This is a genomic window from Rubrivivax soli (assembly GCF_049810355.1).
In the GTDB taxonomy this organism is placed as follows: Bacteria; Pseudomonadota; Gammaproteobacteria; order Burkholderiales; family Burkholderiaceae_C; genus Rubrivivax.
On sequence record NZ_CP187368.1, the window covers coordinates 151,126 to 176,149 of the forward strand.

Annotated in this window: 21 protein-coding genes; 8 read left to right on the plus strand and 13 right to left on the minus strand. The window is 73.9% G+C overall.

Features of this window, described 5'->3' with window-relative positions:
• Nucleotides 1-117: 117 nt before the first annotated feature.
• On the minus strand, nucleotides 118-1,584 hold the full coding sequence (locus ACPOLB_RS00690; protein ID WP_425259357.1) for a DUF5666 domain-containing protein: 1,467 nt from the start codon (nucleotides 1,582-1,584) through the stop codon (nucleotides 118-120).
• A 401-nt stretch (nucleotides 1,585-1,985) separates the two neighbouring features.
• On the opposite strand from ACPOLB_RS00690, the gene ACPOLB_RS00695 reads away from it, so the two are divergent.
• On the plus strand, nucleotides 1,986-3,554 hold the full coding sequence (locus tag ACPOLB_RS00695; protein ID WP_425259358.1) for a hypothetical protein: 1,569 nt from the start codon (nucleotides 1,986-1,988) through the stop codon (nucleotides 3,552-3,554).
• A gap of 233 nt (nucleotides 3,555-3,787) precedes the next feature.
• Here the strand turns inward: ACPOLB_RS00695 and ACPOLB_RS00700 are convergent, their stop codons facing one another.
• From ACPOLB_RS00700 to ACPOLB_RS00710, 3 genes are all read right to left on the minus strand, one after another.
• Complete coding sequence (locus ACPOLB_RS00700; RefSeq protein WP_425259359.1) at nucleotides 3,788-4,624, minus strand: hypothetical protein; 837 nt, start codon at nucleotides 4,622-4,624, stop codon at nucleotides 3,788-3,790.
• Between the two features lie 52 nt (nucleotides 4,625-4,676).
• On the minus strand, nucleotides 4,677-5,351 hold the full coding sequence (locus ACPOLB_RS00705) for a hypothetical protein (protein ID WP_425259360.1): 675 nt from the start codon (nucleotides 5,349-5,351) through the stop codon (nucleotides 4,677-4,679).
• Between the two features lie 133 nt (nucleotides 5,352-5,484).
• Complete coding sequence (locus ACPOLB_RS00710; protein WP_425259361.1) at nucleotides 5,485-6,054, minus strand: porin family protein; 570 nt, start codon at nucleotides 6,052-6,054, stop codon at nucleotides 5,485-5,487.
• Nucleotides 6,055-6,286: 232 nt separating this feature from the next.
• On the opposite strand from ACPOLB_RS00710, the gene ACPOLB_RS00715 reads away from it, so the two are divergent.
• Nucleotides 6,287-7,234 (plus strand): sugar phosphate nucleotidyltransferase, encoded by a 948-nt coding sequence (locus ACPOLB_RS00715; protein ID WP_425259362.1) that lies wholly within the window; start codon nucleotides 6,287-6,289, stop codon nucleotides 7,232-7,234.
• Nucleotides 7,235-7,247: 13 nt separating this feature from the next.
• Here the strand turns inward: ACPOLB_RS00715 and ACPOLB_RS00720 are convergent, their stop codons facing one another.
• The 6 genes from ACPOLB_RS00720 to ACPOLB_RS00745 all read right to left on the minus strand — a co-directional run bounded on the left by ACPOLB_RS00720 (nucleotide 7,248) and on the right by ACPOLB_RS00745 (nucleotide 15,012).
• Nucleotides 7,248-8,306, minus strand: a complete 1,059-nt coding sequence (locus tag ACPOLB_RS00720; RefSeq protein ID WP_425259363.1) for a hypothetical protein — start codon at nucleotides 8,304-8,306, stop codon at nucleotides 7,248-7,250.
• A 115-nt stretch (nucleotides 8,307-8,421) separates the two neighbouring features.
• Nucleotides 8,422-9,786: a diguanylate cyclase domain-containing protein gene (locus ACPOLB_RS00725; RefSeq protein WP_425259364.1), complete on the minus strand. Its 1,365-nt coding sequence runs from the start codon at nucleotides 9,784-9,786 to the stop codon at nucleotides 8,422-8,424.
• Between the two features lie 4 nt (nucleotides 9,787-9,790).
• The gene (locus tag ACPOLB_RS00730) at nucleotides 9,791-10,588 is read right to left on the minus strand and encodes a Crp/Fnr family transcriptional regulator (protein ID WP_425259365.1); all 798 of its coding nucleotides are present in this window, start codon (nucleotides 10,586-10,588) and stop codon (nucleotides 9,791-9,793) included.
• A gap of 206 nt (nucleotides 10,589-10,794) precedes the next feature.
• Entirely contained in the window at nucleotides 10,795-13,581 is a 2,787-nt protein-coding gene (prsT, locus tag ACPOLB_RS00735; protein WP_425259366.1) for an XrtA/PEP-CTERM system TPR-repeat protein PrsT, read from the minus strand.
• Nucleotides 13,582-13,666: 85 nt separating this feature from the next.
• The gene (locus ACPOLB_RS00740) at nucleotides 13,667-14,332 is read right to left on the minus strand and encodes a PEP-CTERM sorting domain-containing protein (RefSeq protein WP_425259367.1); all 666 of its coding nucleotides are present in this window, start codon (nucleotides 14,330-14,332) and stop codon (nucleotides 13,667-13,669) included.
• A 188-nt stretch (nucleotides 14,333-14,520) separates the two neighbouring features.
• Nucleotides 14,521-15,012 (minus strand): CDP-archaeol synthase, encoded by a 492-nt coding sequence (locus ACPOLB_RS00745; RefSeq protein WP_425259368.1) that lies wholly within the window; start codon nucleotides 15,010-15,012, stop codon nucleotides 14,521-14,523.
• A gap of 217 nt (nucleotides 15,013-15,229) precedes the next feature.
• Here ACPOLB_RS00745 and ACPOLB_RS00750 point away from each other — a divergent pair, with 217 nt between their 5' ends.
• Nucleotides 15,230-15,808: a flavodoxin domain-containing protein gene (locus ACPOLB_RS00750; RefSeq protein ID WP_425259369.1), complete on the plus strand. Its 579-nt coding sequence runs from the start codon at nucleotides 15,230-15,232 to the stop codon at nucleotides 15,806-15,808.
• Nucleotides 15,805-16,251: a host attachment protein gene (locus ACPOLB_RS00755; protein WP_425259370.1), complete on the plus strand. Its 447-nt coding sequence runs from the start codon at nucleotides 15,805-15,807 to the stop codon at nucleotides 16,249-16,251. Before ACPOLB_RS00750 ends, ACPOLB_RS00755 begins: the two co-directional genes overlap by 4 nt.
• 197 nt (nucleotides 16,252-16,448) lie before the next feature.
• Here the strand turns inward: ACPOLB_RS00755 and ACPOLB_RS00760 are convergent, their stop codons facing one another.
• Nucleotides 16,449-17,306 (minus strand): universal stress protein, encoded by an 858-nt coding sequence (locus ACPOLB_RS00760; RefSeq protein WP_425259371.1) that lies wholly within the window; start codon nucleotides 17,304-17,306, stop codon nucleotides 16,449-16,451.
• A gap of 139 nt (nucleotides 17,307-17,445) precedes the next feature.
• Here ACPOLB_RS00760 and ACPOLB_RS00765 point away from each other — a divergent pair, with 139 nt between their 5' ends.
• From ACPOLB_RS00765 to ACPOLB_RS00780, 4 genes are all read left to right on the plus strand, one after another.
• Nucleotides 17,446-18,129: a response regulator transcription factor gene (locus tag ACPOLB_RS00765; protein ID WP_425261988.1), complete on the plus strand. Its 684-nt coding sequence runs from the start codon at nucleotides 17,446-17,448 to the stop codon at nucleotides 18,127-18,129.
• Entirely contained in the window at nucleotides 18,126-20,576 is a 2,451-nt protein-coding gene (locus tag ACPOLB_RS00770; protein ID WP_425259372.1) for a PAS domain S-box protein, read from the plus strand. Before ACPOLB_RS00765 ends, ACPOLB_RS00770 begins: the two co-directional genes overlap by 4 nt.
• 59 nt (nucleotides 20,577-20,635) lie before the next feature.
• Nucleotides 20,636-21,061 carry a response regulator gene (locus tag ACPOLB_RS00775; protein WP_425259373.1) on the plus strand — a complete coding sequence of 142 codons (426 nt, stop codon included), beginning with the start codon at nucleotides 20,636-20,638 and terminating at the stop codon, nucleotides 21,059-21,061.
• A gap of 154 nt (nucleotides 21,062-21,215) precedes the next feature.
• Nucleotides 21,216-22,256: a hypothetical protein gene (locus tag ACPOLB_RS00780; RefSeq protein WP_425259374.1), complete on the plus strand. Its 1,041-nt coding sequence runs from the start codon at nucleotides 21,216-21,218 to the stop codon at nucleotides 22,254-22,256.
• On the opposite strand, the gene ACPOLB_RS00785 is transcribed toward ACPOLB_RS00780, so the two are convergent.
• Both ACPOLB_RS00785 and ACPOLB_RS00790 read right to left on the minus strand, forming a co-directional pair.
• A complete protein-coding gene (locus ACPOLB_RS00785; protein ID WP_425261989.1) occupies nucleotides 22,225-23,172 on the minus strand; it encodes a ribose-phosphate diphosphokinase in 948 nt (315 codons plus the stop codon). The two genes, ACPOLB_RS00780 and ACPOLB_RS00785, sit on opposite strands and share 32 nt — an antisense overlap.
• The gene (locus ACPOLB_RS00790; protein WP_425259375.1) at nucleotides 23,172-24,896 is read right to left on the minus strand and encodes an AAA family ATPase; all 1,725 of its coding nucleotides are present in this window, start codon (nucleotides 24,894-24,896) and stop codon (nucleotides 23,172-23,174) included. Before ACPOLB_RS00790 ends, ACPOLB_RS00785 begins: the two co-directional genes overlap by 1 nt.
• Nucleotides 24,897-25,024: the final 128 nt, after the last annotated feature.

Sequence of the window (25,024 nt, forward strand, 5' to 3'; positions counted from 1 at the left end):
GGGCTGGTCGCAGGTTCAGTCTGCCTGCCGGGGGAGCGGATGCGCGACGTCGCGGCGATCCGCCCCTGCGGCGCGCCCGTCGCCGGCCCCGGCGTCCGGCAGCGCCGGGGCCGCGCGTCAGTCGCCGCCGATCTCGAGTTCGCCGATGGTGCTGGCGCCGCGGGTGGCGTCGACGATGTTCGTCGCCAGTGTGGCGACCACGCCGCGCGCATGCACCACCGTCGGCACGGCAGGCGGCACCTGCACGGCGTCGTAGAACGTCGTCGCGTCGACCAGCGTGCCGCTCGCGTCGCGGTAGCGCGTGCCCTCGCCCGTGGCGACGCCGATGCCCGCCAGGGTCACCAGCGTCGCGGGCGTCTTGCCGTCGGCCGTCGCCTTGACCACCACCAGCGCGTCGGCGTCGGTGCGTTCGACACGCGCCGCGGTCAGGCTGCCGCCGGCGTCCTTGAACGCCATCACTTCCAGCCTGTCGGCCGGGTTCAGCGCCGCCAGCGTGATCAGCTGCGGCTGGTTGGAGCCGCCCAGGCGGTCGCGCCACTCGGTGTCGGCATTGACCTTGATCGTGCGCCCCAGCAGCGTGATGGTGTTCGCCACGCCGTCCTTGGCCTGCATGCCCGCCTCGATCCGAACGTTGCTCTGCAGCTTCAGCACGAGCACGCCGGCCACCAGCACGCCTTCGCGCATCACGCCCTCGGCCTCGACCTTCACGCCGTCGGCGATGTCGGCCGCGGTGCCGTTGCGGATCACGGCGTTCGCCGCGTCGACGACCTGGCCTGCCACCTTGAAGCTGGAGAGCGAGACGAAGTCGGAGACGTAGCCCTCCACCTCGAGACCGTCGCCGTCGGGGTAGCTGATGCGGTCGCGGTCGCGGTCGCGCAGCCGGTCGGCGGTCAGCGTGCCGTTGGCGAACTGGCGCCCGCTGGCCTCCACCGTCATGCCGTTGGCCAGCCCGGCCGGGCGGTTGCCCGCGGCAATGCCGGCGAAGCCGACCTTCAGGCCGTCGATCATGAAGGTGCCGGCAGCGAGATCGAGGCTGGCGACCGTGCCCTTCACGGAGAGCGCGCTCGTGCCGTTCTGGAACACGCCCTGGCGCTCCATGCGGGTGGCCCGGATCTGCTGCAGGGCCGGGTCGCGCAGGCAGCTGATCTCGACCTGGTCGCCGATGGCGAAGCCGTTCATGTCGCGCAGCGTGACACCGTCGAACACGGTGCCGTCGTCGACCCGCACCGTCTGGCCCAGCACGGTCACGGTGTTCTGCACCCGGTTCATCGCGGTGATCGGGCCCTGCACGCAGTCGTCGTACTGGATGCTGCCGGCAACGCCGGTGCCGTCGGCATGGATCCAGCCCCGCACCTGCACCACCATGCCCACGCGCAGCCGGTCGCGCGTGGCCGGTGCGCCGTCCATGGTGATGGCCGCGACCGAGTCGTCGAAACGGACGCCGTTGACGACGACGCTGCCGAAGGCCGTGATGGTCCCGACCGCGGTCTGCATCGGCGCGTCGTCGTCGTCGCTGCTGCCGCAGGCGGCCAGCACGGACACGGTCAGGGCCGCGACGAGCGGCCTCAGGAGATGGGATCGCATGGTCTGATTTCCTTGGTTGCGTGTGGATGGTCCGGACTGGATGGCACGCACCGGGCCGCGGCGGGCGGTCCGCGCAACGCTGCCAGGCAACCGGCATGGTCTCGACGCGGTGATTTGGCAACGCGGCCGCGCCGGGCGCGTTGAGCGGGCGCACGCGATCCGGCCGCGCGGCCCGAGGGCTGCGCGCCGAGCCGATTGCGTGCCCGCAATGCGGCGCCGGGGCGACAGGCCGAGACTGCCCGTGGACGCTCGGTCAGGAGCGAACGGGCGCCACGCGGCGCGCGCGGTGCGACCCACCCCGTGCGACCAGGCGCGAACACCCACCCATGACATGCAAACGAGGAGCTGGCATGCGAATTCCCCTTTGGCGACTGAAGCCCGGCACCATGGTCTTCGGCGCAGTGCTGACGCCGATGCTGGCGTGTGCGCAGCAGCCGCCGTCGACCTGGTCGACGGTCGCGAACATCGCCGACACCATCCCGGACGCGACCGTGCGCTTCAACAGCTTCAACCAGCCGTCGGTCAGCAACGACGGCGTGGTCGTGATGCGGGCCCGCAGCAAGGGGTCCGAAGGCGGTGGAGGCACGCCCGTGCGCGGCATCTACATGCGCCAGATGGGGGCTGCCGCAGGACCGCTGTCGCGTGTGTTCGACACCGCGACGGTGGTGCCGGGCCCCAACAACGGCGGCGGCGATGGCCCCCCCGCCACGTTCACCGAGTTTCCGGCCTTCGCCCGCATCGCCATCGACGGGTCGGCCATCGCGACGCGGGGCCAGTCGGAGCCGCTGTGGGGCTACACCGCACCCGACGGCACCGAGACACGTGTCGGAACCAGCGGCGTCTATGCCTGGCGCCGGGGTACCGGGCTGAGCGCCGCGGGGCAGTTCGGCGCCGTGCCGGGCCTGTCGCAGTACCAGGTGCCGGGCGCGGCGCCGGGCACGCGGTTCGACCAGTTCCCCGGTGCGCCGACGGTGGCGGGTTTCGGGCGCATCGCGTTCAAGGGCAACTGGACCGACGGCACATCGAAGACCGGTGTGTTCGTCCGGCTCGCCAGCGAGCGGCAGCCGACGGCGCCGACGGTGCTGATCGCCAGCTCGGACATGCTCATCCCGGGCCAGCCGGTGAACGGCGTGCGCTTCGGGTCCACGGCACCGCCGTCCGCCGCCGCCAGCCGGCTCGTCTTTCTCGGCGTGGACAACGAGGACGCGCCGACGACGGGCGGGATCTACCAGGCCCCGCTGCAGTCGACACCGCCGCTGAAGCCCCTGGTCCTGATTGGCGCCAAGGTGCCGGGCGCGCCGGACGGATCGCAGTTCAACAGGCTGGGGGAGGCGCTCTCGTACGACGGTCGCTTCGTCGGCTTCTGGGCGAGCTGGGGATCGCAGACGCGCACCCTGGTGCTGCTCTGCCCCACCGATGGCCAGGCCGCGCTGATCGCCTACTGCAACGAGACCTATCCCAACGGGCACGAGGTGCAGGTGCCGGTGAACCAGGGCTTCTTCGTGCACGACACCCTGTCGGGCCGGACCACGCCGGTCGCGATGACGGGCGCGCGGTACCTGGACCTGCTCTACTGGACGTTCTCGGGGCGCCCGCCCGGAGTGGGTGAGCCCGACGCAGACGATCTCGAGCCGCCCCGCTGGCGCTCTGCGGCGTTCGCGGCCGTGCAGGGCCTGAACCAGGGCGGCGCGGCCCAGATGGCGTTCAAGGCCCGGCTGAACGGCAGCTCGACGGTCGACGGGCTCTACCTGGCGACGGTGGGCGTGCCGACACCGTCGGAGACCACGCTCGCCGAAACCGGGCAGTCCGGACAGGGCCTCGATCCGATGGCGCCGGCCGCCTCGCTGATCACGGCACTCGGCCTGGAGCGCGACGGCCTGCGCAACGGATGGCTGGCCATCAGCGCGAGCATGGTCGATCCCGTGACCAGCGAAGGCTGGGCGGGGGTCTACGCGAAGCGCACGCGTTGATGTGCGCCGCCGATGCGCGCGGCCACGCCGGGCGTGTCGGCTGCGCGCGGGTCCGGCAGCACGGGCTGCCCCGTCAAGGGCGCTGGCAGGGGCGCGGGCACGGGCGGTCAGGGCCGTCGGCGCGGCGGCGTCGGCCTGTTCCTTGCGGTGGATCGGTGCGCACCGCCATGCCATCCCGGCAGGTCATCCCTGCAGGTCCGGACCGGCGTGCCGGCCCGGACCCGGCACGCGTCCTACGGGCAGACGGTCGAGTTGTTGCACACGTTGCCGCTCAGCTGCAGGCCGTTGAGCACGGTGCCCGACCTGTTCGCCGTGATCACGTTCTGGCCGTAGCCGCCGCCCTGTCCGCTGAGGAAGCGCAGGCCGAATCCGCCGTTCAGCGACGAGAAGTTGCCGAGAATGGCCCCGGACAGGGAAATGATGCGCAAGCCATCCTCTCCGTTCGCGACCGCCACGTTGTTCCGCACGACACCGCTGGCCGCGATGCCGTGGCTGCCGTTGCCGTCGGCGATGCAGTCGCTGACCTCGCCGGCGGCGATGATCCCGGAGCCGCCGTTGCCGATCACGCGGACACCGCTGACGAGCGTGTTGCCAGACACCGTGTTCAACCGCACGCCGTGGCTGCCCATGCCGCTGATGGTGCCGTTGGTGACCGCGACATGGCCGTTGGGGCCGATCTCGCTGCCGCCGGGAAAACTGACCCCCACGCCGGTGCCGGTGTTCGTGCATTGCACGGTCGACGACCCCTGCGAGTCGTAGCTGCAGGCCGTCACGCCCCGGATGACGAATCCATTGAGATCGAGCGTCACGCCGTTGGCCGTGATCTCGATGGCGCTGGTGTTCGCGTTCGGCACGGTCAGGTTGCCGGCCAGGCGGTAGCTGCCCGGCTGGCTGATCGTCAGCGGGAACCCGGGCGCATCGCCGGGAGTCACGTTGCCGCTCAGGATGCGGTTCTGGTCGATCAGCACCACGCCGTCGACCGCCAGCACGCTGGCCGACGTGGCGGCCAGCGCCGTGGCGGACAGCACGCGCGGCAGGAGCTTGAGACTGAAATTCGTCATGGCATTCACCTGTTCCAGGGAGTTGAGTGGGTCGGGACGTGGTCGGCACTTCCCGGGGAGGTCAAGCGGCGGCGGGGCGGGGGCGTCGTCCCCTGCCTGCCGCCGCGCACCCGAGCAGGGCCACGGCGACGAGGCCGACCGCTGCGGGTTCTGGCACGGTCAGGTTGCCCTGGACCTCGTACTGGACGAAGGCGGCATCCATGTCCGTGTACTGGCCTGCGAGCGTGAAGGTGCGCACCGAGAAGCGGGAGAGATCGGGCACCACGGTGGGCAGCGCGTCGCTGTCGATGGCCATGCCCGAGTCGTCCTGCAGCAGCATGGAGATGCTGAAGTAGTCGCCGAGCCCGCCGGCCGTGCCCTCCCACGCGAAGACCGCGTACTGGTCCGGCCCGCCGTCCACGCCGTCGACCACGGAGATGTTCACGTTGTGCATCAACGGGAACAGCACCGGACCGACGACCGCGGCCACGCCGTACGGGAAGCCACCCAGCGTGTAGGAGCCCAGGTGCGGTGACGCCTCGGCGTCGACCGCGACGGTGTCGAAGTTCAGGTAGGCGTAGAAGCGGGATCCGGCGACCACCACCCCCTCCAGCGGATCGAACGGATCGAACGACGTCTGGCTGACGACGCCGGAATAGTTGAGCGTGATGGGCGCGGCGAAGGCGGCACCTCCGAGCGCCATCGCCGCCGCGAGGGCCGCGGCATGGGCCGCGCGTTGCACATGTCCTGCAGTCATGTCGATTCTCCTGACAGGTCGGTGGACGGCCGCCGCTCCGGGCAGGCCAGTCCGGTCCGGACCCCACCCCGTCGCCCGGAGCCACCTTGCAGGCGCCGGGCGCGGGTGCGGGCGTGATGGGCGGGAGCCGGGCCTAGAAGCGGTAGTGCAGCCCCGCGGTCCACAGGTTGGCGTTGTATTTCTCGTCGAGGAACTCGACGCGGATCCGCTCGAACTCGAGCCGTGCGCCGAGGCTGTCGGTGAAGGCGTAGCCCGCACCGATGCCCCACGCTGCACTCGTGTGCTGCTCGGACCGCCCGGCGGGGCCGAAGATCGAGGAGGTCGCGTCGAGCTTCAGCTTCGACCGCACCGCGCCCAGCTTCCCGAACAGGGACACCGGCCCGAGCGGCACGGCCCCGAGCACGAACAGGCCGTAGCCGCGACCCCGGAACTCGGCCGTCACGTCGCCGACCGACTCGTCGGTGCCGGTGAGCCGGACGACGCCCTGGTTGAAGTACTCGGCCTCGATCCCGAGACTGGGCGTGAACATGTAGCCGCCGTACAGCTTCCAGAGGGTGTCTGACCTGTCGCAGCTGGTCGTGCCGGCGCAGTCGAAGTCGACGCGGGCGCTGCCGACGCCCACGCCGAGGTAGGTCTGCGCGCAGACGGCCGAAGACAGCAGAGCGCCGGCCAGTGCCAGCGATGCGGAGCGGAGAACTCTCATGGCGTGTCCCTTTCGCGGTGCGGTGATCTGTGGTTCGTGGATCTGACGCGTGGAGCGTGCGGCTGCGGTGGCGGTCCGCCATTGCGTGCCCGCAATGCGCCGGCACGCAGGCGTCCTCGGCCGCGTCAGCCCGGCTGCGGTCCGGTCGGTGGGCGCCGATTGCGCGGACGCAACCCGCCCGGGTGCCACCGGGCTAAGGTCCCTGGCCCGACCACACCGCCTGGAGCCACGCATGCCGCCACAGCCGCGTATCACCGCCTTCGTGCTGGCGGGTGGGGAAGGCGCGCGCCTGCGTCCGCTCACCCAGGACGCGCCCAAGCCCGGGCTGCCGTTCGCGGGCCACTGCCGCATCATCGACTTCGTGCTCGCCAACCTGCAGCACTCGCAGGTGGAACGCGTCTTCGTGCTGCTGCAGTACAAGCCCTGGGTGCTGCTGCGCCACCTGCATGCGCATTGGCCCGGCGTGCGGCCGCTGCTGCCGGCGGACCGCTTCGCGGGCACCGCGGACGCCGTCGCGCAGGCCCTGGGCCGGCATGCCACCGGTCGCAGCGAGATCGTGGCAGTGCTGGCCGCCGACCACGTCTACCGCATGGACCTGCGGCAGATGGCCAGCTTCCACCTGCGGCGTCGCGCCGGCGTCACCGTGGCAGCGGCGGCGGTGGACGCCGAGGCCGCCTGCCAGTTCGGCGTGCTGCGCGTGGATGGCGAGTCCCGCATCACGGCCTTCGAGGAGAAGCCCGAGCGGCCCTGCACCATCCCCGGAAGTCCCGGACGGGCCTACGTCTCGATGGGCAACTACCTCTTCGAGCCTCGGTTGCTGGCCGAGGTGCTGGCGGACCTGGCGCACGTCGAAGGGCTGGACTTCGGACACGACGTGATTCCAGAAGTGGTGCGCCGGCAGCGGGCCTGGGCGTACGACTTCAGGCGCAACCTGGTGCCCGGCGTCCGCGTGACGGAAGAGCCGGGTTACTGGCGTGACGTGGGCACCCTGCAGGCCTACCGGCAGGCCGAGCAGGACGCCGCCGGAACGAGCCCGCGCTTCGCGCTCGACAACCCGTGCTGGCCCGTGCCGCCGACGCTGTCGACCGCAGCCGCCCGCGCGGTCCCGGTCCAGGGGCCGGCGATGCGGCCGGATCCTGCATCGGCCGCTGCGGCCGCGGGTGCCGTGCGCGGCCCGTAGCGGAGCGGCGCCCTCAGGGCCAGCCGTGCGGGCCCTGTCCGGGCCACAGGCCCAGCACGCGCAGCACGTAGCGCTCGGCCAGCGCGCGCCACCACGGCGCGTCGCTCACCGCGGGATCGGCGAGGTGACCGAGCGCGAGCCTGGCCCGCAGCAGCGCCCGCGACGCGATGTACACCCGCAACAGTGCCGGCAGCGGCTCGCCGCCCAGCGCCGCCGCCAGCCGCCGGTGCAGTTGCGGGGCCACCCACGGCGCGCCTGCGATGCTGCAGTCCAGGCCGAGCCCACCGACCTCCTCGTAGGGATCGGTGCGCAGCAGGCGGCGGTCGAACTCGATGCAGTCGATGACCACCGGCGGGTCGAGCAGGAACACATGGTCGGGTCGCAGGTCGCCATGCCCTTCGCGCACGTGTCCTCCGCGTGCGCGCGACGCGATGGCTTCCTGCTGCTCGCGCAGGGCGGCCTCGAAGCGGTCGAGCGCCTCGGCGGCCTCGTCGCTGGCCCAGCGGGGATCGAGCAGCAGCCGGCGGTTGGCGCGGTGTTCGCGGTGGTAGTGCGCGACCCAGGCGCGCGGCTCGAGGCGGACCCGCGGGGCTTGCAGGTAGAAGCCTGCGAGCCGCTCGCCGAGGGGCGCGATGTCCCAGGCGTCCAGATCCCGGCACGCGATGCGCCTGTCCAGGCGCGCCTGCTCGGGCAGGCGGCGCATGCGCACCAGCCACTCGACCACCGGTCCTGCGGCGGCGGGCGACTCCTCGGGCAGCAGTCGCAGGCCCTCCGGCGTGCGCCGCACCGCGCTGAGTCCGAGGTAGACCGCGGGTGCCAGGCGCGCGTTGAGCAGCAGCTCGGCGCGTGCGTCGCGCTCGCGCCCGGCGAGGGTGGAGTGGTCCAGGAAGGCGTTGCGCACCGGCTTCTTCAGCTTCAGCGCCTCGGTCGCCGTGAAGAACACCCAGGACATGTGGGTCTCGACCCAGGACAGCGCGCCCGGCTGGGCGCCATGCGCACGCGGATCGCGCAGGAACCGCAGCACGTCCTCGGCCGCGAGGGCGCCGGGGCCGGCCATGCGCGCGCGTTGCACGGCCTCGGGCCAGGAGGGGGGCCGTGGACCGGCGCCGGGCCCGCCCTGCGCCCGTGTGCGGTCCGTAGCGCGCGACGGGCCTCTCGGCGGGTTCCGGGCCGGGCGCTCACCGTGCTCAGTCGGTTCGTCCATCCGCCGCGTCCGCCGCGTCTGCCGCATGGGCGCTGCCTGGGGACGGCAGCCGCCCCCAGCTCGAGCACCGGAAGTCCCCCTTGCCCGCTGCCTTGGCCCCGAACATGGCGACATCCGCCGCGTGCAGCAGCCCGGCGGCATCGCCGGCGTCCGCCGGGTAGCTCGCCATGCCGATGCTGGCCGTGACCTGCAGGCGTTGTTCGCACAGGCCGTAGGGCAGCGACAGCCGGTCCAGCAACGCCTGGGCAATCGGCTCCGTCTCCTGCGCGGTGAGGCCGTCGACCAGCACCGCGAACTCGTCGCCGCCCAGCCGGGCGGTCAGGTCGCCCTCCCGCACGGCGCCGAGCAGGCGGGTGGCGAAGGCGCACAGCAGCGCGTCGCCGACGGCATGGCCCCACCGGTCGTTGACCGACTTGAAGTCGTCCAGGTCGACGAACAGCACGGTCAGCGATCCGCCCACCCCGCGGCGGCTCCCGATCGCCGCATCCAGGCGCCGCAGGAACGCGGTGCGGTTGGCCAGCCGCGTCAGCGGGTCGCGCCGCGACTCCCGCTCGGCTTCGGCCTGCGCCCGCTGCGCGGTGTCGCGTTCGCGCGTGCGCGCCTGCAACTGCTGCCGCAAGGCGGTCTGGCGCTGCGCGGCGCGGGCGATGCCGGCCTGCGCCTTCGCCAGGTCTCGAAGCAGCCAGAGGGCGGTGGCCGTGCCGGCCAGCAGTGCCAGCCCGACCGCAGCAATGCGCGGGGCCGCCCAGCGCTGCCAGTCGCCGACCAGTGCGCGCTCGGTGGTGCCGACCACCGCCACCGCGTCCTGCGCACGCAGGCGGCTGTAGGCCAGCACCACCGGCACCCCGGCGCCGGTGCGTGTGCGGACCAGGCCGTGCTCGGCGCCGCTGCCTGCGGCCAGCGCCAGCGCGCCCAGCGGCGCACCCTGCAGGCGTTCGAAGCCAGGAGCCGCGACGATCACGGCGCCGTGGCGGTCCTGCACGCCGCCGGTCCAGTCCAGGTCCGCCGGCAGCCCGGCGGGCCGGCCCGGCACGCGGCCGCTCGCCGACGCGGCCAGGATCGCCGAGCGCCGGGCCGTCTCCCCCGGCTGCGCGTCGAGCTGCTGGCGCAGGGCCTGTGCCGCCATCGGGAGATACAGGGCGCGCACCGCGACTTCGCGCTCCTGCACCTGCAGCACGAGCGCGCCGGCCACCAGCCAGGCCGTCACCAGGCAGCTCACCAGGGCGCACGCCAGGGCGCGGGCCCCTGGTGCGAACGGGCGCCGCAGCGAGGGGATGCGCACGGCGGGCACCGCCGCGCGGGCAACGTCCTTGCGCACCGGGTCGCCCCCGGCCGGCGACGCCGACATCGCCTCAGGCGCAGCCGGCCGCGGAGGCCGCGAGACAGTCGGCACGTGCGCCGGACGCGCAGGCGCCCCGGCGCAGCGCGGCATAGCCCCGCGTGCTGGAGGCGAAGCTGCGCAGCACCTTGGCGTCGAGCACCTCGACCTCGCGGTTGTTCACCCGCAGCAGACCGGCCGCGTCGAGCAGCGTGAACGAGCGGCTGACACTCTCGTGCGACAGGCCGAGATGGCTGCCCAGGTCACGCCGGCACATCGGAAGCCGCAGGCGGTGCGGCGACTCGCCGCGGTCGGCCTGGCGCTGCATCGCCTTCACCAGGAAGCGTGCCAGCCGTTTCTCGGACCCGACCGCGCTCATGACCCAGGTGCGCACGCCCGCCCGCACGATCTGCTGTGCCATCGCGGCCTGCCACCGGGCGGCGAACGCGGGCTCCTGCTGCACGACGCGCTGGATCTCGACCGCGGGCAAGGCCACCACCCAGGCGTCCTCCAGCGCCACTGCACCGCTGGCGTAGCGCCCGTCCGCCAGCCCGTCGCATCCGAGCAGGCCGTCGGCCTGCACGAAGTCGAGCACCTGCTCGTAGCCGTCCTCGCAGTTCATCACGGTCTTGAAGTGCCCCGCCTGCACCAGGTAGATCGTGCGGGCGAGCCCCCCTTCGTGCACCAGCGTGGTGTCGGCCGGCACGCGCAGCAGCGGGTACGGGCTCACGCCGGCCGGCATGAACGTGGCCGCGGCCTCGCCGAGCAGGCGGCGCAGGGCCGGCGGTGGCGTGTCGCTCGTGCGTCGCGTGGTCGTGCTGGCTTCGAACATCGTCGGTCGCTCCTGCGGGGTTGCACTGCGGCGAAGCATCGGTCCGCCGGCAGGTCCTGCCCATCGGCGGGGCACCCCGGCTGCGTTCGGCATCCGGCGCGCCTTGCATGCCGGCGCATGCCGGCACGCGTTCGGAATGTTCCGAAGCCGGCTCGGAATCGCGGGTGCTGCGGCCCGCCGGGCGCGGCGCGGGCACGACCCGCCGGTCAGAGCAGCCGGCGCAGGTTGGCGGCCTGTGTCCGGTCGGCGGCGTCCAGGGCCACGCCGTGCAGGCGGTCGAGCTCCTGCCGGGCGCGGTCCCGGTCGCCCGACTGCAGGTACAGCTGCGCCAGCCGCAGGCGGTAGGCCGGTACGTGCGGGGCCAGCTCCACCGCGTGCGCCTGCTGCTGCAGGGCGGCGGGCCACTGCGCCGCGGCGCCGAGCAGCTGGGCCAGGGTGTCCGCGAACGAGGCCTCTGCCGGGCGCAACCGCACCGCCCGCTGTGCGTGGGACAGCGCCTCGGCGCTGCCGAGCTGGTGGGCGACCCAGGCCAGGTTGTTCCAGGCCGCGGCGCTGTCGGGCCGCACGCGCACGGCGGCCAGGTAGAGCTTCTGCGCGGTGCGATGGTCGCGCGCGAGCAGCGCACGGTCGCCGAGATACTGCGTGAAGTCCGCTGCCTGCGGGTGCTCCTGCGCCCATCGGGTGGCATGACGCTCGGCCAGCGCCGCCTTGCCGGCCCCGAGCAGCGCACCGTGCAGCCCGATCGCCGCCTGCACGCTGCCGGGGCTGCGTGCCAGGGCGGCTGCGTAGGCGGCTTCAGCCTCGCCCCAGGCCTTGGCGGCCACCGCCGCCTCCCCTTGCAGCAAGTGCCCCAGCGCCTGCGATGGGTGTGCGGCCTGCAGGCCGCGCGCGACCTGCCGCGCGGCGTCCAGCCGTCCCTGCCCGATCTCCAGCCGCACCAGGTCGACCCAGGCGTGGGGCGACCCCGGCGCCAGCCTGGTGGCGCGCTGCAGCGTCTCGCGCGCGGCGTCGGTGCGGCCCAGCGCCATCTGCGCGTGCGCCAGCTGGCGCAGCGGCTGCGGGGCGTCGGGCTGCGCCGTGACCAGCTTGCCCAGCACGCTGGCGGCACGCTGGAACTCGCGCGCAGCGATGCAGGCGGAGGCCTGTGCCGCCTGCAGCCGCGTGTCCGCGGGCAGGGCCTGCACGGCTTCGTCGGCCGCGGCCAGGGCCTCGTGCCAGCGGCCATGGTGCAGCGCATGCTCGATCTGCCGCAAGCGCGGCGCCACCTGCATCGGCGCGCTGCGCACGGCTTCGGCCAGCAGCCGCGCCACGTCCCGCGGCGGCGCGTCGAGCTGCGTGTCGATGCGGGCCAGGGCCAGCAGCGCGGCGGCGTTGGCGGGGTCGCGGTCCAGCAGCGCGACGAAGCGGGCCCGGGCGCGTGCAGGGGCCTGGTCGCGCAGGTCCAGGTCCGCCAGCGCGGCGGCGGCCGGGAAGTGGTGCGGCGCCATCCGGGCCGCCTGCTCGAAGCTGGAACGCGCGGCCTCGCGCTCACCGCGCCGCAGGTGGATGTCGCCGCGCAACAGCGGCACGACGGGGTCGGAGGCGCGCTTGCGCTCCAGCGCGGCCAGCGCCTGCAGGGCCGCGCCGTAGTCGCGGCGCTGGATGCGCGCACTGATCAGCGCCACATCGATCGCGCCGCCGCTGTCGGCGGCTGCCAGCGACTCCAGGTCCTGCAGCGCCGCCAGGCCGTCCCCGCCCGCGAGCTGCCCGAGCGCCAGGGTCGCGCGCAGCCGCGTGTCGTGCTGCGGTGCGTGCCGGCCGGCGCGCTCGAAGTAGGCCCGCGCCTGCGCGCCGTCGTTCATCTGCAGCGAGGCCACCGCTGCGAGCGCGAGCGCTTCGGCGTCGCGCGATGCCGGCACCACCAGCGGCGCGAGCGCGGCGAGCGCCTGCCGCGCCTCGCCGTTGCGGACCAGCGTCAGCGCCAGCATGCGGCGCAGCGCGTGGTCGCCGGGGTGGGCCTGCAGGGCCGCCGTCAGCTGGCTCGCCGCCTTGGCCAGCTCACCGGACTCCAGCGAGACGCTCGCGGCCAGCCGCGCGTACACCGGTTGCGTCGGATCCTTCGCGACCAGCTTGTCGGCGCCGCGGCGGGCCAGCGCGGTGTCGCCACGGTGCAGCGCCAGCGTGGTCTCGAAGTAGGCGGTGGCGGGGTGCTCGGGCAGCTGGGTGCGCAGGGCTTCGAGTTCCTTGTCGGCCGCCGCCAGGTCCTTATGCCGCACCAGCAGGCCCAGCAGGCTGGTGCGGGCACGCAGCACGTCGCCGTGCAGCGCGATCACCTGGCGGTAGGCTGCCGCCACCTCCGCCGGCGCCGCCTCGGTGGCGCCGAGCAGCTGCGCGTGCAGCAGCCAGGCCGCGGCGTCGCCGGGGTGGTGCTGCACGGTGCCGCGCGAGGCCGCCAGCGCACCGGCCAGGTCGCCGCCACTGGCCAGGCGCCGGCTGTGCAGCACTTGCGCGGACACGGTCTGGGGTGCAAGCCGCAACGCGTCGGCCAGCAGCGCGTCGCCTGCAGCCTGGTCGCCCTTCTGGAAGTGCGCGGCTGCGGCCGAGGTCTGCAGTTCGGCCAGCGCGCCCGTGGGCAGGGCCGCGCCTTCCTGCAGCAACTGCAGCACGCCGCTGGCGTCGCCCTGGAGCAGCAGCGCCCGCCCCAGCAGCGGCAGCACCTGCTCGGCAGGGTGCCCCAGCGACCTGGCCTTGCCGAGCTCGATGGCAGCCGCGGGGGCGTCACCGCGTTCGAGCAACAGCCGGCCGAACAGGAAGCGTGCGGCTGCCGAGTCCGGCGTGCGCTGCAGCGCGACCTTCAGGTGCACCAGCGCGGTGTTGCCGTCGTGCTGGCGCATGGCCGCCTGGGCCGCAGCCAGGTGGTCGCCGTCGTTGCCGCAGCCGGCAAGGGCGATCAACGCCAGCGCCGCCAGTGCCCGCAGTGCCTGGCCGGACGGCGGCCGGATGCCTCGACTCATGTGCGTCTCTCCGTGTCGTTCGAGGGGACGCGGCGGCGCGCGGGGCGCCGCCGCCCGGGGCGTCGTCCGGACGCCCGCGACCCGCCTAGGCCGGCATCGCCGGCCCCGTGCCGCTTTCGCGCTTGCGGCGCGACGCCGCCAGGGCGGCCAGCGCCACCCCGGTCAGCAGCAGCGAAGCCGGTTCCGGCACGCCGCTCATGCGGAAGGCGAAGTCGGTGTGCAGGTCGGTCCACGGGCCGCAGTGGGGGCCGCCATCACCGCACGCCCCGACCCCGGTCGACACGTGCGCGTTGAAGTTCTCGCTGCCCACCGTCGGGCCGCCCAGCGCATAGGACCAGTGCCAGCCGTCGGTGAAGTTGGCGACCGTGAACCAGTACTCGGTGCCTGCTGCGACACCCAGCGCGATCGGCAGGTCCACCGAGTAGTGGAAGATGCCGGGATGCCCGGGAACGTCCTCGACGCCGGCGGAGACCAGGTCCCCCGCGGCGCCGAACTTGATGAACGAGCCGGTCATCGGGCTGTCCACGTGGGGCTGATGGAGCACCGGGTCGTCGGTGTGGAAGGCCAGCTCCCAGCGTGCGTCGGTGGTGGCGGATCCCCACCACTCCACGCGGGTGATCTGCCCGCCGCTGACGGCGACGAAGTCGTCGGCGATGACCGGACCGCCTGTCGTGTGGTGCGAGACCGTGTGATCCGCGAGGTCCACGTTCGTCGGCAGGTCCTCGAAGAGGACCGTGGCCTGGGCCGGCATGGCGGCGGCCCACAGCACGACCGCGGCTGCGGCCGTGTGTCTCATGCAATCGGAAAGCGCGAGTCTCATCGTGTGCTCCAGGTTGGTTGGGGTGGGGAACTGCCGTCGGGCCGCGCGGCCCGACCAGCCCAATCTAGGAACCGTGGCGCCGGCACGATTGCGCCCGCGCAACGCGATGCGGTGCCGCCTCAGTGCGGCTGCTCGCGCAGGCCGTGCCGGTGGGCCCAGCGCGCCAGCGGGATCTCCAGCGCGAAGAACGCCAGCGCGATGGCCACCGCCAGCGGCCAGGTCAGCCCCAGCGCTGCCTGCAGCACCAGCAGCGGCAGCAGCGCCTCGGGGATCTGGTCGAGACCGCTGCAGCGTCCGCCCGGCGCGATGTCCAGGCGGCGCTTGACGAAGCTGCTGAGCGCGTCGCCCGCCATCGCGAGCGCGCCGACGGCCGCGCCGACGTGCGCCGGCAGGCCGAGCGCCGGTGCTGCCGCGGCGCAGGCCAGCACGGCGGCGGCCAGTCCGCGCCAGGTCTTCGAGCGCCCCAGCAGCGGTCGGCCGTCGGCGCAGCGCAGTCCGCCGTCGACAGGCCGGTTCCAGCGTGTCCCGAGCACGCGCTGCAGGACGATCGGCGCGATGTTGGCCACCGCCAGCAACAGCAGCAGCCGCATCGACAGCCAGAGCGCGTCCATGAAGAAGGGTTCCGGGCGTGCGCGGCGACGGGCGCCGTGCCTCCGAGGGGGCCAGCATGCCTGCGTGGCGGCGGCTGCCGTTGCGCACGCGCAATCGCGGGCACCGGCGCGCCGCGGTGGCCGCGCCCGCACGATGCCGCGGGGGCTTGAGAGTGCGCAATCCCCGGTGCGCCCCGGTCGCCGACGATGCTGCCTCCGAGCAGGACAGCCCGTCGCCATGGCTCCCATCCTCGTCGCCTACGCCACCACCGAAGGCCACACGCGCAAGGTGGCGGAGTTCATCGCCGGCCGCCTGCGTGCGCGGGGCCAGCGTGCCGAGCTGGTCGACCTGGCGACCGCGCCGGTGCCCGACGGAAGCACCGCCTACGCGGCGGTCTTCGTCGGCGGGTCCGTGCACCAGCACCGCCACCAGGGCGCGATGGTGCACTTCATGAAGGCCAACGTCGGCTGGCTCGGCAAGCTGCCCGTGGCCCTGTTCTCGGTCAGCCTTGCGGCCGCCCAGACCGACCCCGACAGCCGCCTGGAGGCGCGGCGCCTGGCCGACGATTGCGCCGCGTCGGGTGGCCTGCGGCCCCTGCGCACGCTGTGCGTCGCCGGGGCCCTGAAGTACACGCAGTACGACTACCTCAAGCGCATCGCCATGCGCTGGATCGCGCACCAGCACGGCGGCGACACGGACACCTCGCACGACCACGAGTACACCGACTGGGACGCGGTCGAGCGCTTCGTCGACGACTTCCTCGGTGCGGCCGGCCTCGGTGCCGGGCTGGCCGTGGCCGCTGCGGACGCGCGATGAACGCCATGCCGCGCCCCTGGCTGGTGGTCGCGAACGCGGCCCGGGCCCGCGTCCTCGAGGAAACCGACGTCCCCGGTTGCTACCTGCACGTGGCGGACCTGGTGCACCCGACCAGCCGCCTCCAGGGCCGGCAGCTGCGCAGCGACCGCCCGGGGCACGTCATGCGCAGCGGGCCCGGCGCCAGCAGCACGGCCTTCGCTCCGCGCACGCAGGCGCACGACCGCGAGCACCACCGCTTCGCGCAGGAACTGGCTGCGGTGCTGCACGACGGGGTTGGCCAGGGACGCTGCGGCGGGGTGACGCTGGTGGCTTCGGATCCGTTCCTGGGCGTGCTGAAGGCGCACCTGCACACGCGCGTGCGCCAGGCCCTGCTGCGCACGGTGTCCCACGACTACACGGCGCTGCGCGACGACGAGCTCGCGCTGCGCCTGGGCCTCGCCTGAGCACGCCGACGGGGCTGCCGCTGGAGATCGTTTTCGCGACATCGTGCCGCTGCCCGCTGCCCGCGATCGAGCCCGAGATCCGCCGCCGCGTGGCCAGGTTCGAGCAGCGCGGCGGCGCCCTCGGCGAACATCGGCGCCAGCGCACCGACGAGGCACGCACGCCCGCCGTTCCCGGCCCCGCGGGCCGGCGGCACCGTTCAGTGCGCCAGCAGCGTGGGCAGCGTCATGGACTGCAGCACGGTCCGCGAGGCGCCGCCGAGCACCAGTTCACGCGCGCGGCTGTGGCCGAAGCACCCCATCACCAGGAGATCCGCCGAGACGTCGGCCGCCATCGACAGCAGCAACTCGCCGGGACTGGCACGGCCCACGACGTGGTCCCGCACGCCGGTCCGCACGCCGTGCAGCGCCAGCCAGGCGCGCAGCGACGCGGCACCGGGCCAGGCGCCGTCGCGCTCCGCCGGGGTCTCCACCGCCAGGTGGACGTGCTGGGCGCGCCGCAGCCACGGCAGGGCGGCCCGCATCGCGCGGGCGGCTTCGCGGGTGGGCTTCCACGCCAGCAGCACGCACAGGTCGCTGCGGGTCAGCGCCTGCGGGTCGAGATGCCCGCTGTGCGGCACCACCAGCGCCGGCGTGCCGCTCTCGATGAGCGTCGAGGCCATGAGGTCGGACGTGGACGCCGTCTGCGGGTCGGCACTGTCGTGCTGCCCGAACACCAGCAGGTCGGCCGTCAGCGCGCGCGCCGCGACGGCGGTGTGGATGGGTGCGCTGCCGGCGTCTTCCCACGCCGGCGCGGGCGTGGCGCCGGGATCGACCACGCGGTCGAACGCGGCGCGTGCGCGGTTGCGGCGGTCGATGTCGACATCGCGCAGCAGCGGCATGTCGATCGAGGAACCATCGGCCAGCGCCAGCGGCACCTCGTAGGCCGCGGGCGTCACGGCATACAGTGCCGTCAGCTGCGCCTGCATGGCGCTGGCCAGGGCCTGCGCCATGCGCAGCCGGGTGTCGACGCGGGCCGACGCATCGACATGCACGACGATGGATCGGATGCTGTCCATGGGAGCCCTCCAGTACGGCCAACATTAGCCGGCGATGGCCAGCCGGCCTTGAGCCAACGCAATGGGCGGCCGCCGGTCCGTGGCACCATGCGGGGGTCGGGCTTGCGCCGCCGCCGCGTGCGTGCGGGGGAAGGGCGGGATCGTGGAGAACGAGCGTGCGCAGTACCTGCAGATCCTCGTTGCGGATGACCACGCGGTCGTTCGCGAGGGGCTCAAACGCCTGCTGGAATCCGCTGCGGGCTCCTGGGTCGTGACCGAGGCGGGCAGCGGCTTCGAGGCGCTCGACCTGCTGCGGCGCCACCGTTTCGACATTGCGGTGTTCGACCTGTCGATGCCCGGCATGAGCGGGCTGGACCTGCTGGCCAGGGTGCGCGTGCAGTATCCGGCGCTGCCGGTGCTGATCCTCACGATGCGGGCCGAGGAGACCTACGCCCGCCGCGCCTTCGAGGCCGGCGCCCGCGGCTACATCACGAAGGACACCGCGGCGCAGGAACTGGTGGGCGCGGTCCGCAAGGTGGCGGCCGGTGGCGTGTATGTCAGCGTCTCTCTGGCCGATCGCATGGTCCTGCAGCTGCAGGCCGGTCACCGGCTGGACTCCCTCGACAAGCTCAGCGACCGCGAGCTCGACGTCCTGCGCCGGCTGGTCGCGGGGCAGCGCCCGACCGAGATCGCGCAGGCGCTGAGCCTGTCGATCAAGACGGTCAGCAGCCACAAGAGCCGCATCCAGGACAAGCTGCAGTTGCCCACGCTGGCGGCGCTGGTGCGCTTCGGCCTGGAGCAGGGGCTGGGCGAGGACGACGCGCAGCCGCTGGACGGCGCATGACGCTGCAGCGCTACCTGACGCGGCTGATCTGGTGGTGCGTGACGCCGCTGCTGGCGCTGGCCATCGGACTGGGCTACCTGCAGTTCCGCGAGGCCAGCGACGACGACGGCGCCGAGGCGCAGCGGCTGGCGCGTCTGCTGGCGCGCAGCGTCGAGCAGATGCTGCATGCGCGCCGCACCGGCCTGCAGGCGCTGGCCGCCTCGCCGTGGATCGACGACGCCACGCGCTGGCCCGACCTGCGCCGCGAGGCCGAGGGCATCGCCAAGGCCCTGGGCGGCCCGGTGCTGCTGGTCGACCCCGAGCGCCGCGTCCAGATGCAGGCCGGCGCCCTGGCCGCCGACCTCACGCAGCCGCTGCCCCTGCCGGCAGGGCGATCGGCGCTGCGGATCGCGCTCGCGACCGGGCTGCCGGCCGTGAGCGATCCGTTCACCAGTGCCTTCGCGCCCGAGCCGGTGGTGACCATCGCGGTGCCGGTGCCGCGCGCGCAGCACGTCGCCTACCTGGTGGCCCATCTGATGCCGCTGGCGCACCTGCAGCCCCTGCTCGGCGAGCTGGCGCTGCCCGAGGGCTGGAGCGTGTCCGTGCAGGACAGCACCGGCCAGGCCTTCGTGCAGCGCGGCGGCGCCATCGACGACACCGGCCTGCCGCTGGTGCAGGCGGTGTTGCGCTTCAGCGACCGGCCGGCGTCGGTGCCGTGGAGCATCGAGGTGCACGTGCCGCGCGAGACCTACGCGCAGCACCTCTGGAGCGTGGCGTCGCTGCTCGTGCTGGTGATGCTGGGCGTGACGCTGGTGAGCGTGCTCGGCGGCATGTGGGCGACGCAGCGGCTGGCACGCGCCGTGCGCTCGTTGGCCGATCCGGCACCCGGACCAGCCGGCGGCAACGACCTGCTGGAGATCCGGCAGACGCGCCACCTGCTCGAGGACGCACGCGCCCAGCGCGAGGCGGCCACGGAGGCGCTGCGCGAGCGCGAGGCGCAGCTGCGGGCCATCTTCGAGTCGGCCAGCGAGGTGATCATCACCGTGGACGCGTCGCAGACGATCGCGCTGGCCAATCCCTCGGCCGCACGGGTGTTCGGACGCCGTGTCGACCAGCTGGTCGGGATGCCGCTGGACGCGCTGCTGCCGCCGCGCCTGCGCGCCGCCCACCGCGCCCACGTCGAGAACTTCGGCCGCAGCGACGCCACGGCGCGTGCGATGGACGGGCGCCCGGTGGTGCTCGGCCTGCGCGCCGACGGCAGCGAGTTCCCCATCGAGGCCGCCATCTCGCACGTGCTGGCGGGCGGACAGCAGCTGTACACGGTGATCCTGCGCGACATCTCCGACCGGATCGCTGCAGAGCAGGCGATCGCGGCGGGCAAGGCGCGCCTGGAGGCCACGCTGGAGAGCCTGGACGACGGCCTGGTGATCGCAGACACCGGGCTCAACATCGTGGAGGTGAACGCCGCCCTCCTGCGGCTCTACGGATTCAGCACCCGGGCGGAGTGCCTGCGGCCGATCTTCGACTACCAGGCCCTGCTGGAGCTGCGCGCGCTCGACGGTCGGGTGCTGACCCTGGAGCAGTGGAGCATGCCGCGCGCGCTGCGCGGCGAGCGCGCCTCCGGGGTGGAGCTGGAGGTGTACCACAAGGCCACGGGCCGCCGCTGGATCGGCAGCTTCAGCTTTGCGCCGATCCTCGATGACGCCGCCAAGATCATCGGCGGCGTCTGTTCGGTGCGCGACGTCACCGAGAAGAAGCGGCTGGCCGACGAACTGAAGGCGTCGCACCGCGACCTCGAGCGCCTGGTGGCGTCGCAGAGCAGCATCCAGGAAGAGGAACGCAAGCGCATCGCACGCGAGCTGCACGACGAACTGCAGCAGGTGCTGGCAGCGATCAAGATGGACATCGCGCTGATCCTGCCGGAACTGGCCGCCGACCCGGCGCGCCTGCCGGCGCTCGTGACACGCATGGACGATCTCGCCACCGCGGCCATCACCTCCAGCCGCCGGATCGTCAACGACCTGCGGCCGCAGCTGCTCGAGGAATTCGGCCTCGTGCCTGCCCTGGAACTGCTGGCGAGCCAGTTCATGGAGCGCTTGCCGATCCGCGTGGCCGTCGAGAGCGATCCCGGTTGCCGCGCCGCCGGCGCGGCCGGCGACAGCGTGGCGCTGTGCCTGTACCGCGTGGCGCAGGAGGCGCTCAACAACGTGGCCAAGCACGCGCGTGCGCGCCGCGCCCACATCCGCCTGAAGCGCACGCCAGGCGGCGGCTGGCTGCTGCGCGTTGCCGACGACGGGCGCGGTCTCGACGTCAAGGACCTGGCGAAGACTGGGTCGTTCGGCCTGCGCGGCATGACCGAGCGCGTGCGTGCGCTGGGGGGCACCCTGCGCGTCGGCAGCACCCCGGGCCGCGGTGTGGTCGTCACGGTCGAGGTCCCCGCTGCCGCTGTGCCAGACGCGGGCGATTGAGCGGTCGCACCGCGCGGTGCCGTCGGGCGTGCCACCGTCCGCGCATCGGAGTGCCCGCCATGCTCAAGGTGCTGCTCGTCGAAGACTCGCCGGAGATCCTGCACCGCCTGCTGCGCCTGCTGGCCGCGGCGCGCGGGGTGGAGGTGGTGGGCAGCGCCGCCACGGTCGCCCAGGCCCTGGAGCTGTCCGACAGGCGTTGCCCCGATCTGGTGGTGCTCGATGTGGCGCTGCGTGACGGCGGTCATGGCCTGGCGGTGGTCCGCCACCTGGCAAAGGCGCAGCCACGTTGCAAGGTGGTGGTGCTGTCCAACTTCGGCTGGACCGCGATGCGGGAGGCCTTCCTGCAGGCCGGCGCCTGCGCGTACTTCGACAAGGCCTTCGAATTCGGCAAGGCCCGCGACTGGATCGTCGCCGAGGCGGCAGGCCGCCACGCGCCCCGCGCCGGCGCCGGCGCCGGTCCGGACGGCACGCCGACCATCGGCTGACGGCCATCGAACCGGACGCGCGCAGCGCTGCACCACGATGGCTGTCGATGCCGTTCCACCCGACGCGCAGGATCGGGCGCAGGCAGGACACGCCCCTGCGCGCCGCGGCGCGCCGGCAGGAGCTTGCGCTCCAGCCGCGCCCGAACCAGCGGCCGTGCTGCGCTTCCTGGCGTCGCCGACCGCGCATGCCGACCATGCAGGCGCCGTGGTGCGCGTCGAGACGATCGAGACCCACATGGCCTGGGTCTTCATCGCCGGCGGCGCGGTGCTGAAGCTGAAGAAGCCGGTGCGCTACCCCTTCCTGGACTACGCCACGCCCGCTGCACGCGAGGCGGCGTGCCGTGCCGAGGTGCGCCTGAACGCGCGCCTCGCCCCCGGTGTCTACCGCGGCCTGATGGCGCTGCAGTGGGACGGTGGCGCCCTGCGTTTGGTGCCCGAGGCCGCGGCCGACCCGCGCGCCGCCACCGTCGACTGGCTGGTGTGGATGCACCGTCTGCCGCGCGCGCGCATGCTCGACCGCCTGATCGCGCAGGCCGCCGTCACCGAGGCCGACGTCGACGCTCTGGTCGGGGTGCTGGCGCCGTTCTACCGCCGGGCCACCGTCGTCGCGGTGGAGCCCGACGTGTACGTCGCCCGGCTGACCGCCGAGCAGGCCACCAACCGCGCGCTGCTGCTGCAGCCCGGCCTGCAGCCCGACAGCGTCGCCTCGGTCGTCGACCGCTTCGACGCCGCGCTGCTGCGCCACGCCGACCTGCTGCGCGCCCGCGCCGCGGCCGGCCGCATCGTCGATGGCCACGGCGACCTGCGGCCCGAGCACGTGTGCCTGCTGCGGCCGCCGGTGGTGATCGACTGCCTGGAGTTCAACGCCTCGCTGCGCCAGGTCGATCCCTTCGACGAGCTGTCGTACCTGGGCCTCGAGGCCGACCTGGCTGGCTGCCGGTGGATCGGGCCGCGGCTGGTCGACGGCGTCGCCGCGGCGCTCGGCGACCACGCGGAACCGGTGCTGCTGGCGCTGTACACCGCGTACCGCGCCCTGGTGCGGTCGCGCCTGGCCCTGGCCCACCTGCTGGAGCCGCGGCCGCGCACGCCCGAGCGCTGGCAACCGCTGGCGCGGCGCTACCTGGCCCGTGCGCGCGCGGCGCTGGACGCTTGCGACGCCACGCTCAGCCCTGCCACGCGTCGTGGCACGCCCTGACCGCCTGCGCGAACAGCCGGGCGGCCGACACCACCTGCAGCTTGCGCGCCACCGGCCCGTCGGCGGGCAGGCGCTGCGGCGGCACGCTGTCGGTGACGACGAGGCGTGCGATCGCGGCATCGGCCAGCAGTTCGGCCGCCGGTGGGATGAACAGGCCGTGCGCCGCATGGGCGAGCACCTCGCGCGCCCCGGCACGTCGCAGGGCCTGCGCGGCCCGCAGCAGGGTCTCGCCGCTGGCGACCAGATCGTCCAGCAGCAGCGCGGTCGCGCCGGCCACGTCGCCCGCGACGAGGTGCCCGCCGGACACGACACCCGCGCTGCGGCGCTTGTCCACCAGCGCAAAGCCGATCTCGCGGCCCAGTCGGGCCTGCAGGTGTTCGCGCCACAGCTGCGCACGCTTGGCGCCGCCGATGTCGGGCGACACCACCACCAGCGGTCCGGCGGTGGCCGGCGCCTCGAACAACGGGTGCGCAGGCAGGTGCACCACCGGGCAGCGGAAGGCGTTGTCCAGGGCGGCGGGGTTGTGCGCCTCGAGCACGACCAGCCGGTCGACGCCCGAGGCCTCGCACCACTGCGCCACGTAGCGCAGCGTGACCGGGTCGAAGGGCTTGGTGCGGCGGTCCTTGCGCGCGTAGGCGAGGTAGGGCACGAGCGCCGTGACCCGGCGCGCGTCGTGATCGCGCAGGGTGGCGGCGAAGGAGAGCAGCGCCACCAGCTTGTCCTGCGGGCTGGCCAGCGCGTCGCCGTGCAGGCTGGCCAGCACGTAGCAGTCGTCGCCCCGGGGGTCGACCAGCGGCCGCAGCTTGTGTTCGCCGTCGGCGAAGGCGCGGTCCTCGTGCGACGCCAGCATCTCGTCGAGGTCGGCCGCCAGCGCGTTCGCCAGGGTCTTGTCGGCATCCAGCGCGAACAGCAGCATCACGCCTGCCCGGCAGCGCGCGCGGGCGCGGCCGTTGCGGACGCCGGGTCGGGCACGGCAGGCGCTGCAGGGGCCGAGGCCAGCCCCAGCCTCGCCAGCACCGGCGCCCAGTCCGCGCGTGGCGCAGCCCCGGGCCGGCTCTCGGCGCGCACCGCGTGCACCAGCGGCAGCTCGTCGGGACGCAGCGGCTCCTGCGTCTGCGACTGCAGCCACAGCACGGTCTCGTCGGCCTCCGACGCGTCGGAGGCCAGCGCCGCCCGCTGCAGCACGCGCTGGCGCAGCACCGCCGGAGCGGCAGTGAAGTGCAGGATGGCGAAGGGCACGCCGAGCCTGCCGGCCAGCTGCCGGGCGGCCACGCGGTCGGCGTGGCGCAGGAACGTGGCGTCGAGGATGACCGGCCAGCCGCCTTCGAGCACGGCTGCCGCGGCCTCCAGCAGCCGCCCGTAGGTGGCCGCGCCGGCCGCCGGCCCGTAGAGGCCGCCGCCGGGCAGCGAGCGGCTGTGCTGCTCGGCGGCCAGGCCGGCCAGGCGCTTGCGTTCGACGTCGCTGCGCACGCGCACCGCGCCCAGCGTCTGCAGCAGGCCCTGCGTCAGCGTCGTCTTGCCGCTGCCCGACAGGCCGTGCGTGATGAGCAGGGCACGCGGCCGCGGAGCGGCCAGTTGCGCCGCGAGCTGCACGTAGCGGTGTCCCGCGGCGCGGGCCTCGTCGCACGTGCCGCCGGGGGCCTGCGCGGCGCGCAGCCGGGCCACCTTGGCGCGCACCAGCGCGCGGTGCACCAGGTAGTAGTCGAGCACGCGCATGCCGCCGTAGTCGCCGCCGTGCTCCAGGTACGCGTTCACGAAGCGGTGGGCCAGCCCCGGCAGCCGGTGCGCCAGCAGGTCCATCGCCATGAAGGCGGCGTCGCTCATCACGTCGATCCAGCGGAACGCTGCGTTGAACTCGATGCCGTCGAAGACCAGGCAGCGCCCGCCTTCGCGCGCGACGTTGCCCAGGTGCAGGTCGCCGTGTCCCTCCCGCACCCGGCCGTCGGCCAGCCGCTGCCGCAGCACCGGCTCCAGGCGCAGGAAGCGCTCGGCCTCCCAGCACTGCAGCAGGGCCAGCGACTGGCGGTCGTCGGCGCCGGGCCAAGCGGCGTCGTCGGCAGGCGCCTGCAGGTCGCGCAGGCTGTCGCGCAGCGACAGGCGCACCTGCTCGGGTGCGCCGAACCAGCCGCCCGCCGGCGCCACCGCGGCCCGGGCATGCAGGTCGGCCAGGCGTGCGGCGAGCGCGTCGACGTCTTCGGTCCGCAACGCACCGCGCGCGGCCAGGCGGTCCCACAGCCCCGACTCGTCGAATGCCCGCATCTGCACCGCCAGCTCCAGAGGCGGCCCGTCGCCGCCCAGCACGGGCCGATCGGGCGTGCCGGTGATGGGCACGACACCCAGGTACAGCTGCGGCTCCGTCCGCCGGTTCAGCCGCAGTTCCTCGTGGCACGCGGCGCGGCGCAGCGCCAGCGTGGACTGGTCGAGGAAGCTGTTGGACAGCGCCTTCTTGATCTTGTAGGCGTGGCCCTCGTGCAGCAGCACGTGGGAGATGTGCGTCTCGACGTGCCGCGGCGACTTGCCGCCGCGGCCCAGGCCGTCGACCAGGGCCTGCACCAGCTGGCGCTGCTGCGCGAGCGTCAGTTCGGCCGGCGGCCCGGGCGGCGCCGCGGCCGGCCGGAGGCGCTGCTCAGCATCGGACATGGCGTTCCCGGCGCTGCGCTGCCGTGACCAGCGGTGCGCCGCGCTCGATGACGACGATGCGGTTGCGGATCTCGCCCGCGTTCAGGGTCTCGGCCATGGTGATCGCCCCAGTGGTGCAGCGGCATGCT

Bases quoted from the DNA above. Each gene is read 5' to 3' on its own strand.
- ACPOLB_RS00690 (WP_425259357.1), bottom strand. From the start codon at position 1,584: ATGCGATCCCATCTCCTGAGGCCGCTCGTCGCGGCCCTGACCGTGTCC.
- ACPOLB_RS00705 (WP_425259360.1), bottom strand. From the start codon at position 5,351: ATGACTGCAGGACATGTGCAACGCGCGGCCCATGCCGCGGCCCTCGCG.
- ACPOLB_RS00710 (WP_425259361.1), bottom strand. From the start codon at position 6,054: ATGAGAGTTCTCCGCTCCGCATCGCTGGCACTGGCCGGCGCTCTGCTG.
- ACPOLB_RS00715 (WP_425259362.1), top strand. From the start codon at position 6,287: ATGCCGCCACAGCCGCGTATCACCGCCTTCGTGCTGGCGGGTGGGGAA.
- ACPOLB_RS00725 (WP_425259364.1), bottom strand. From the start codon at position 9,786: ATGTCGGCGTCGCCGGCCGGGGGCGACCCGGTGCGCAAGGACGTTGCC.
- ACPOLB_RS00730 (WP_425259365.1), bottom strand. From the start codon at position 10,588: ATGTTCGAAGCCAGCACGACCACGCGACGCACGAGCGACACGCCACCG.
- prsT (WP_425259366.1), bottom strand. From the start codon at position 13,581: ATGAGTCGAGGCATCCGGCCGCCGTCCGGCCAGGCACTGCGGGCACTG.
- ACPOLB_RS00740 (WP_425259367.1), bottom strand. From the start codon at position 14,332: ATGCCGGCCCAGGCCACGGTCCTCTTCGAGGACCTGCCGACGAACGTG.
- ACPOLB_RS00745 (WP_425259368.1), bottom strand. From the start codon at position 15,012: ATGGACGCGCTCTGGCTGTCGATGCGGCTGCTGCTGTTGCTGGCGGTG.
- ACPOLB_RS00750 (WP_425259369.1), top strand. From the start codon at position 15,230: ATGGCTCCCATCCTCGTCGCCTACGCCACCACCGAAGGCCACACGCGC.
- ACPOLB_RS00755 (WP_425259370.1), top strand. From the start codon at position 15,805: ATGAACGCCATGCCGCGCCCCTGGCTGGTGGTCGCGAACGCGGCCCGG.
- ACPOLB_RS00760 (WP_425259371.1), bottom strand. From the start codon at position 17,306: ATGGACAGCATCCGATCCATCGTCGTGCATGTCGATGCGTCGGCCCGC.
- ACPOLB_RS00770 (WP_425259372.1), top strand. From the start codon at position 18,126: ATGACGCTGCAGCGCTACCTGACGCGGCTGATCTGGTGGTGCGTGACG.
- ACPOLB_RS00775 (WP_425259373.1), top strand. From the start codon at position 20,636: ATGCTCAAGGTGCTGCTCGTCGAAGACTCGCCGGAGATCCTGCACCGC.
- ACPOLB_RS00785 (WP_425261989.1), bottom strand. From the start codon at position 23,172: ATGCTGCTGTTCGCGCTGGATGCCGACAAGACCCTGGCGAACGCGCTG.
- ACPOLB_RS00790 (WP_425259375.1), bottom strand. From the start codon at position 24,896: ATGTCCGATGCTGAGCAGCGCCTCCGGCCGGCCGCGGCGCCGCCCGGG.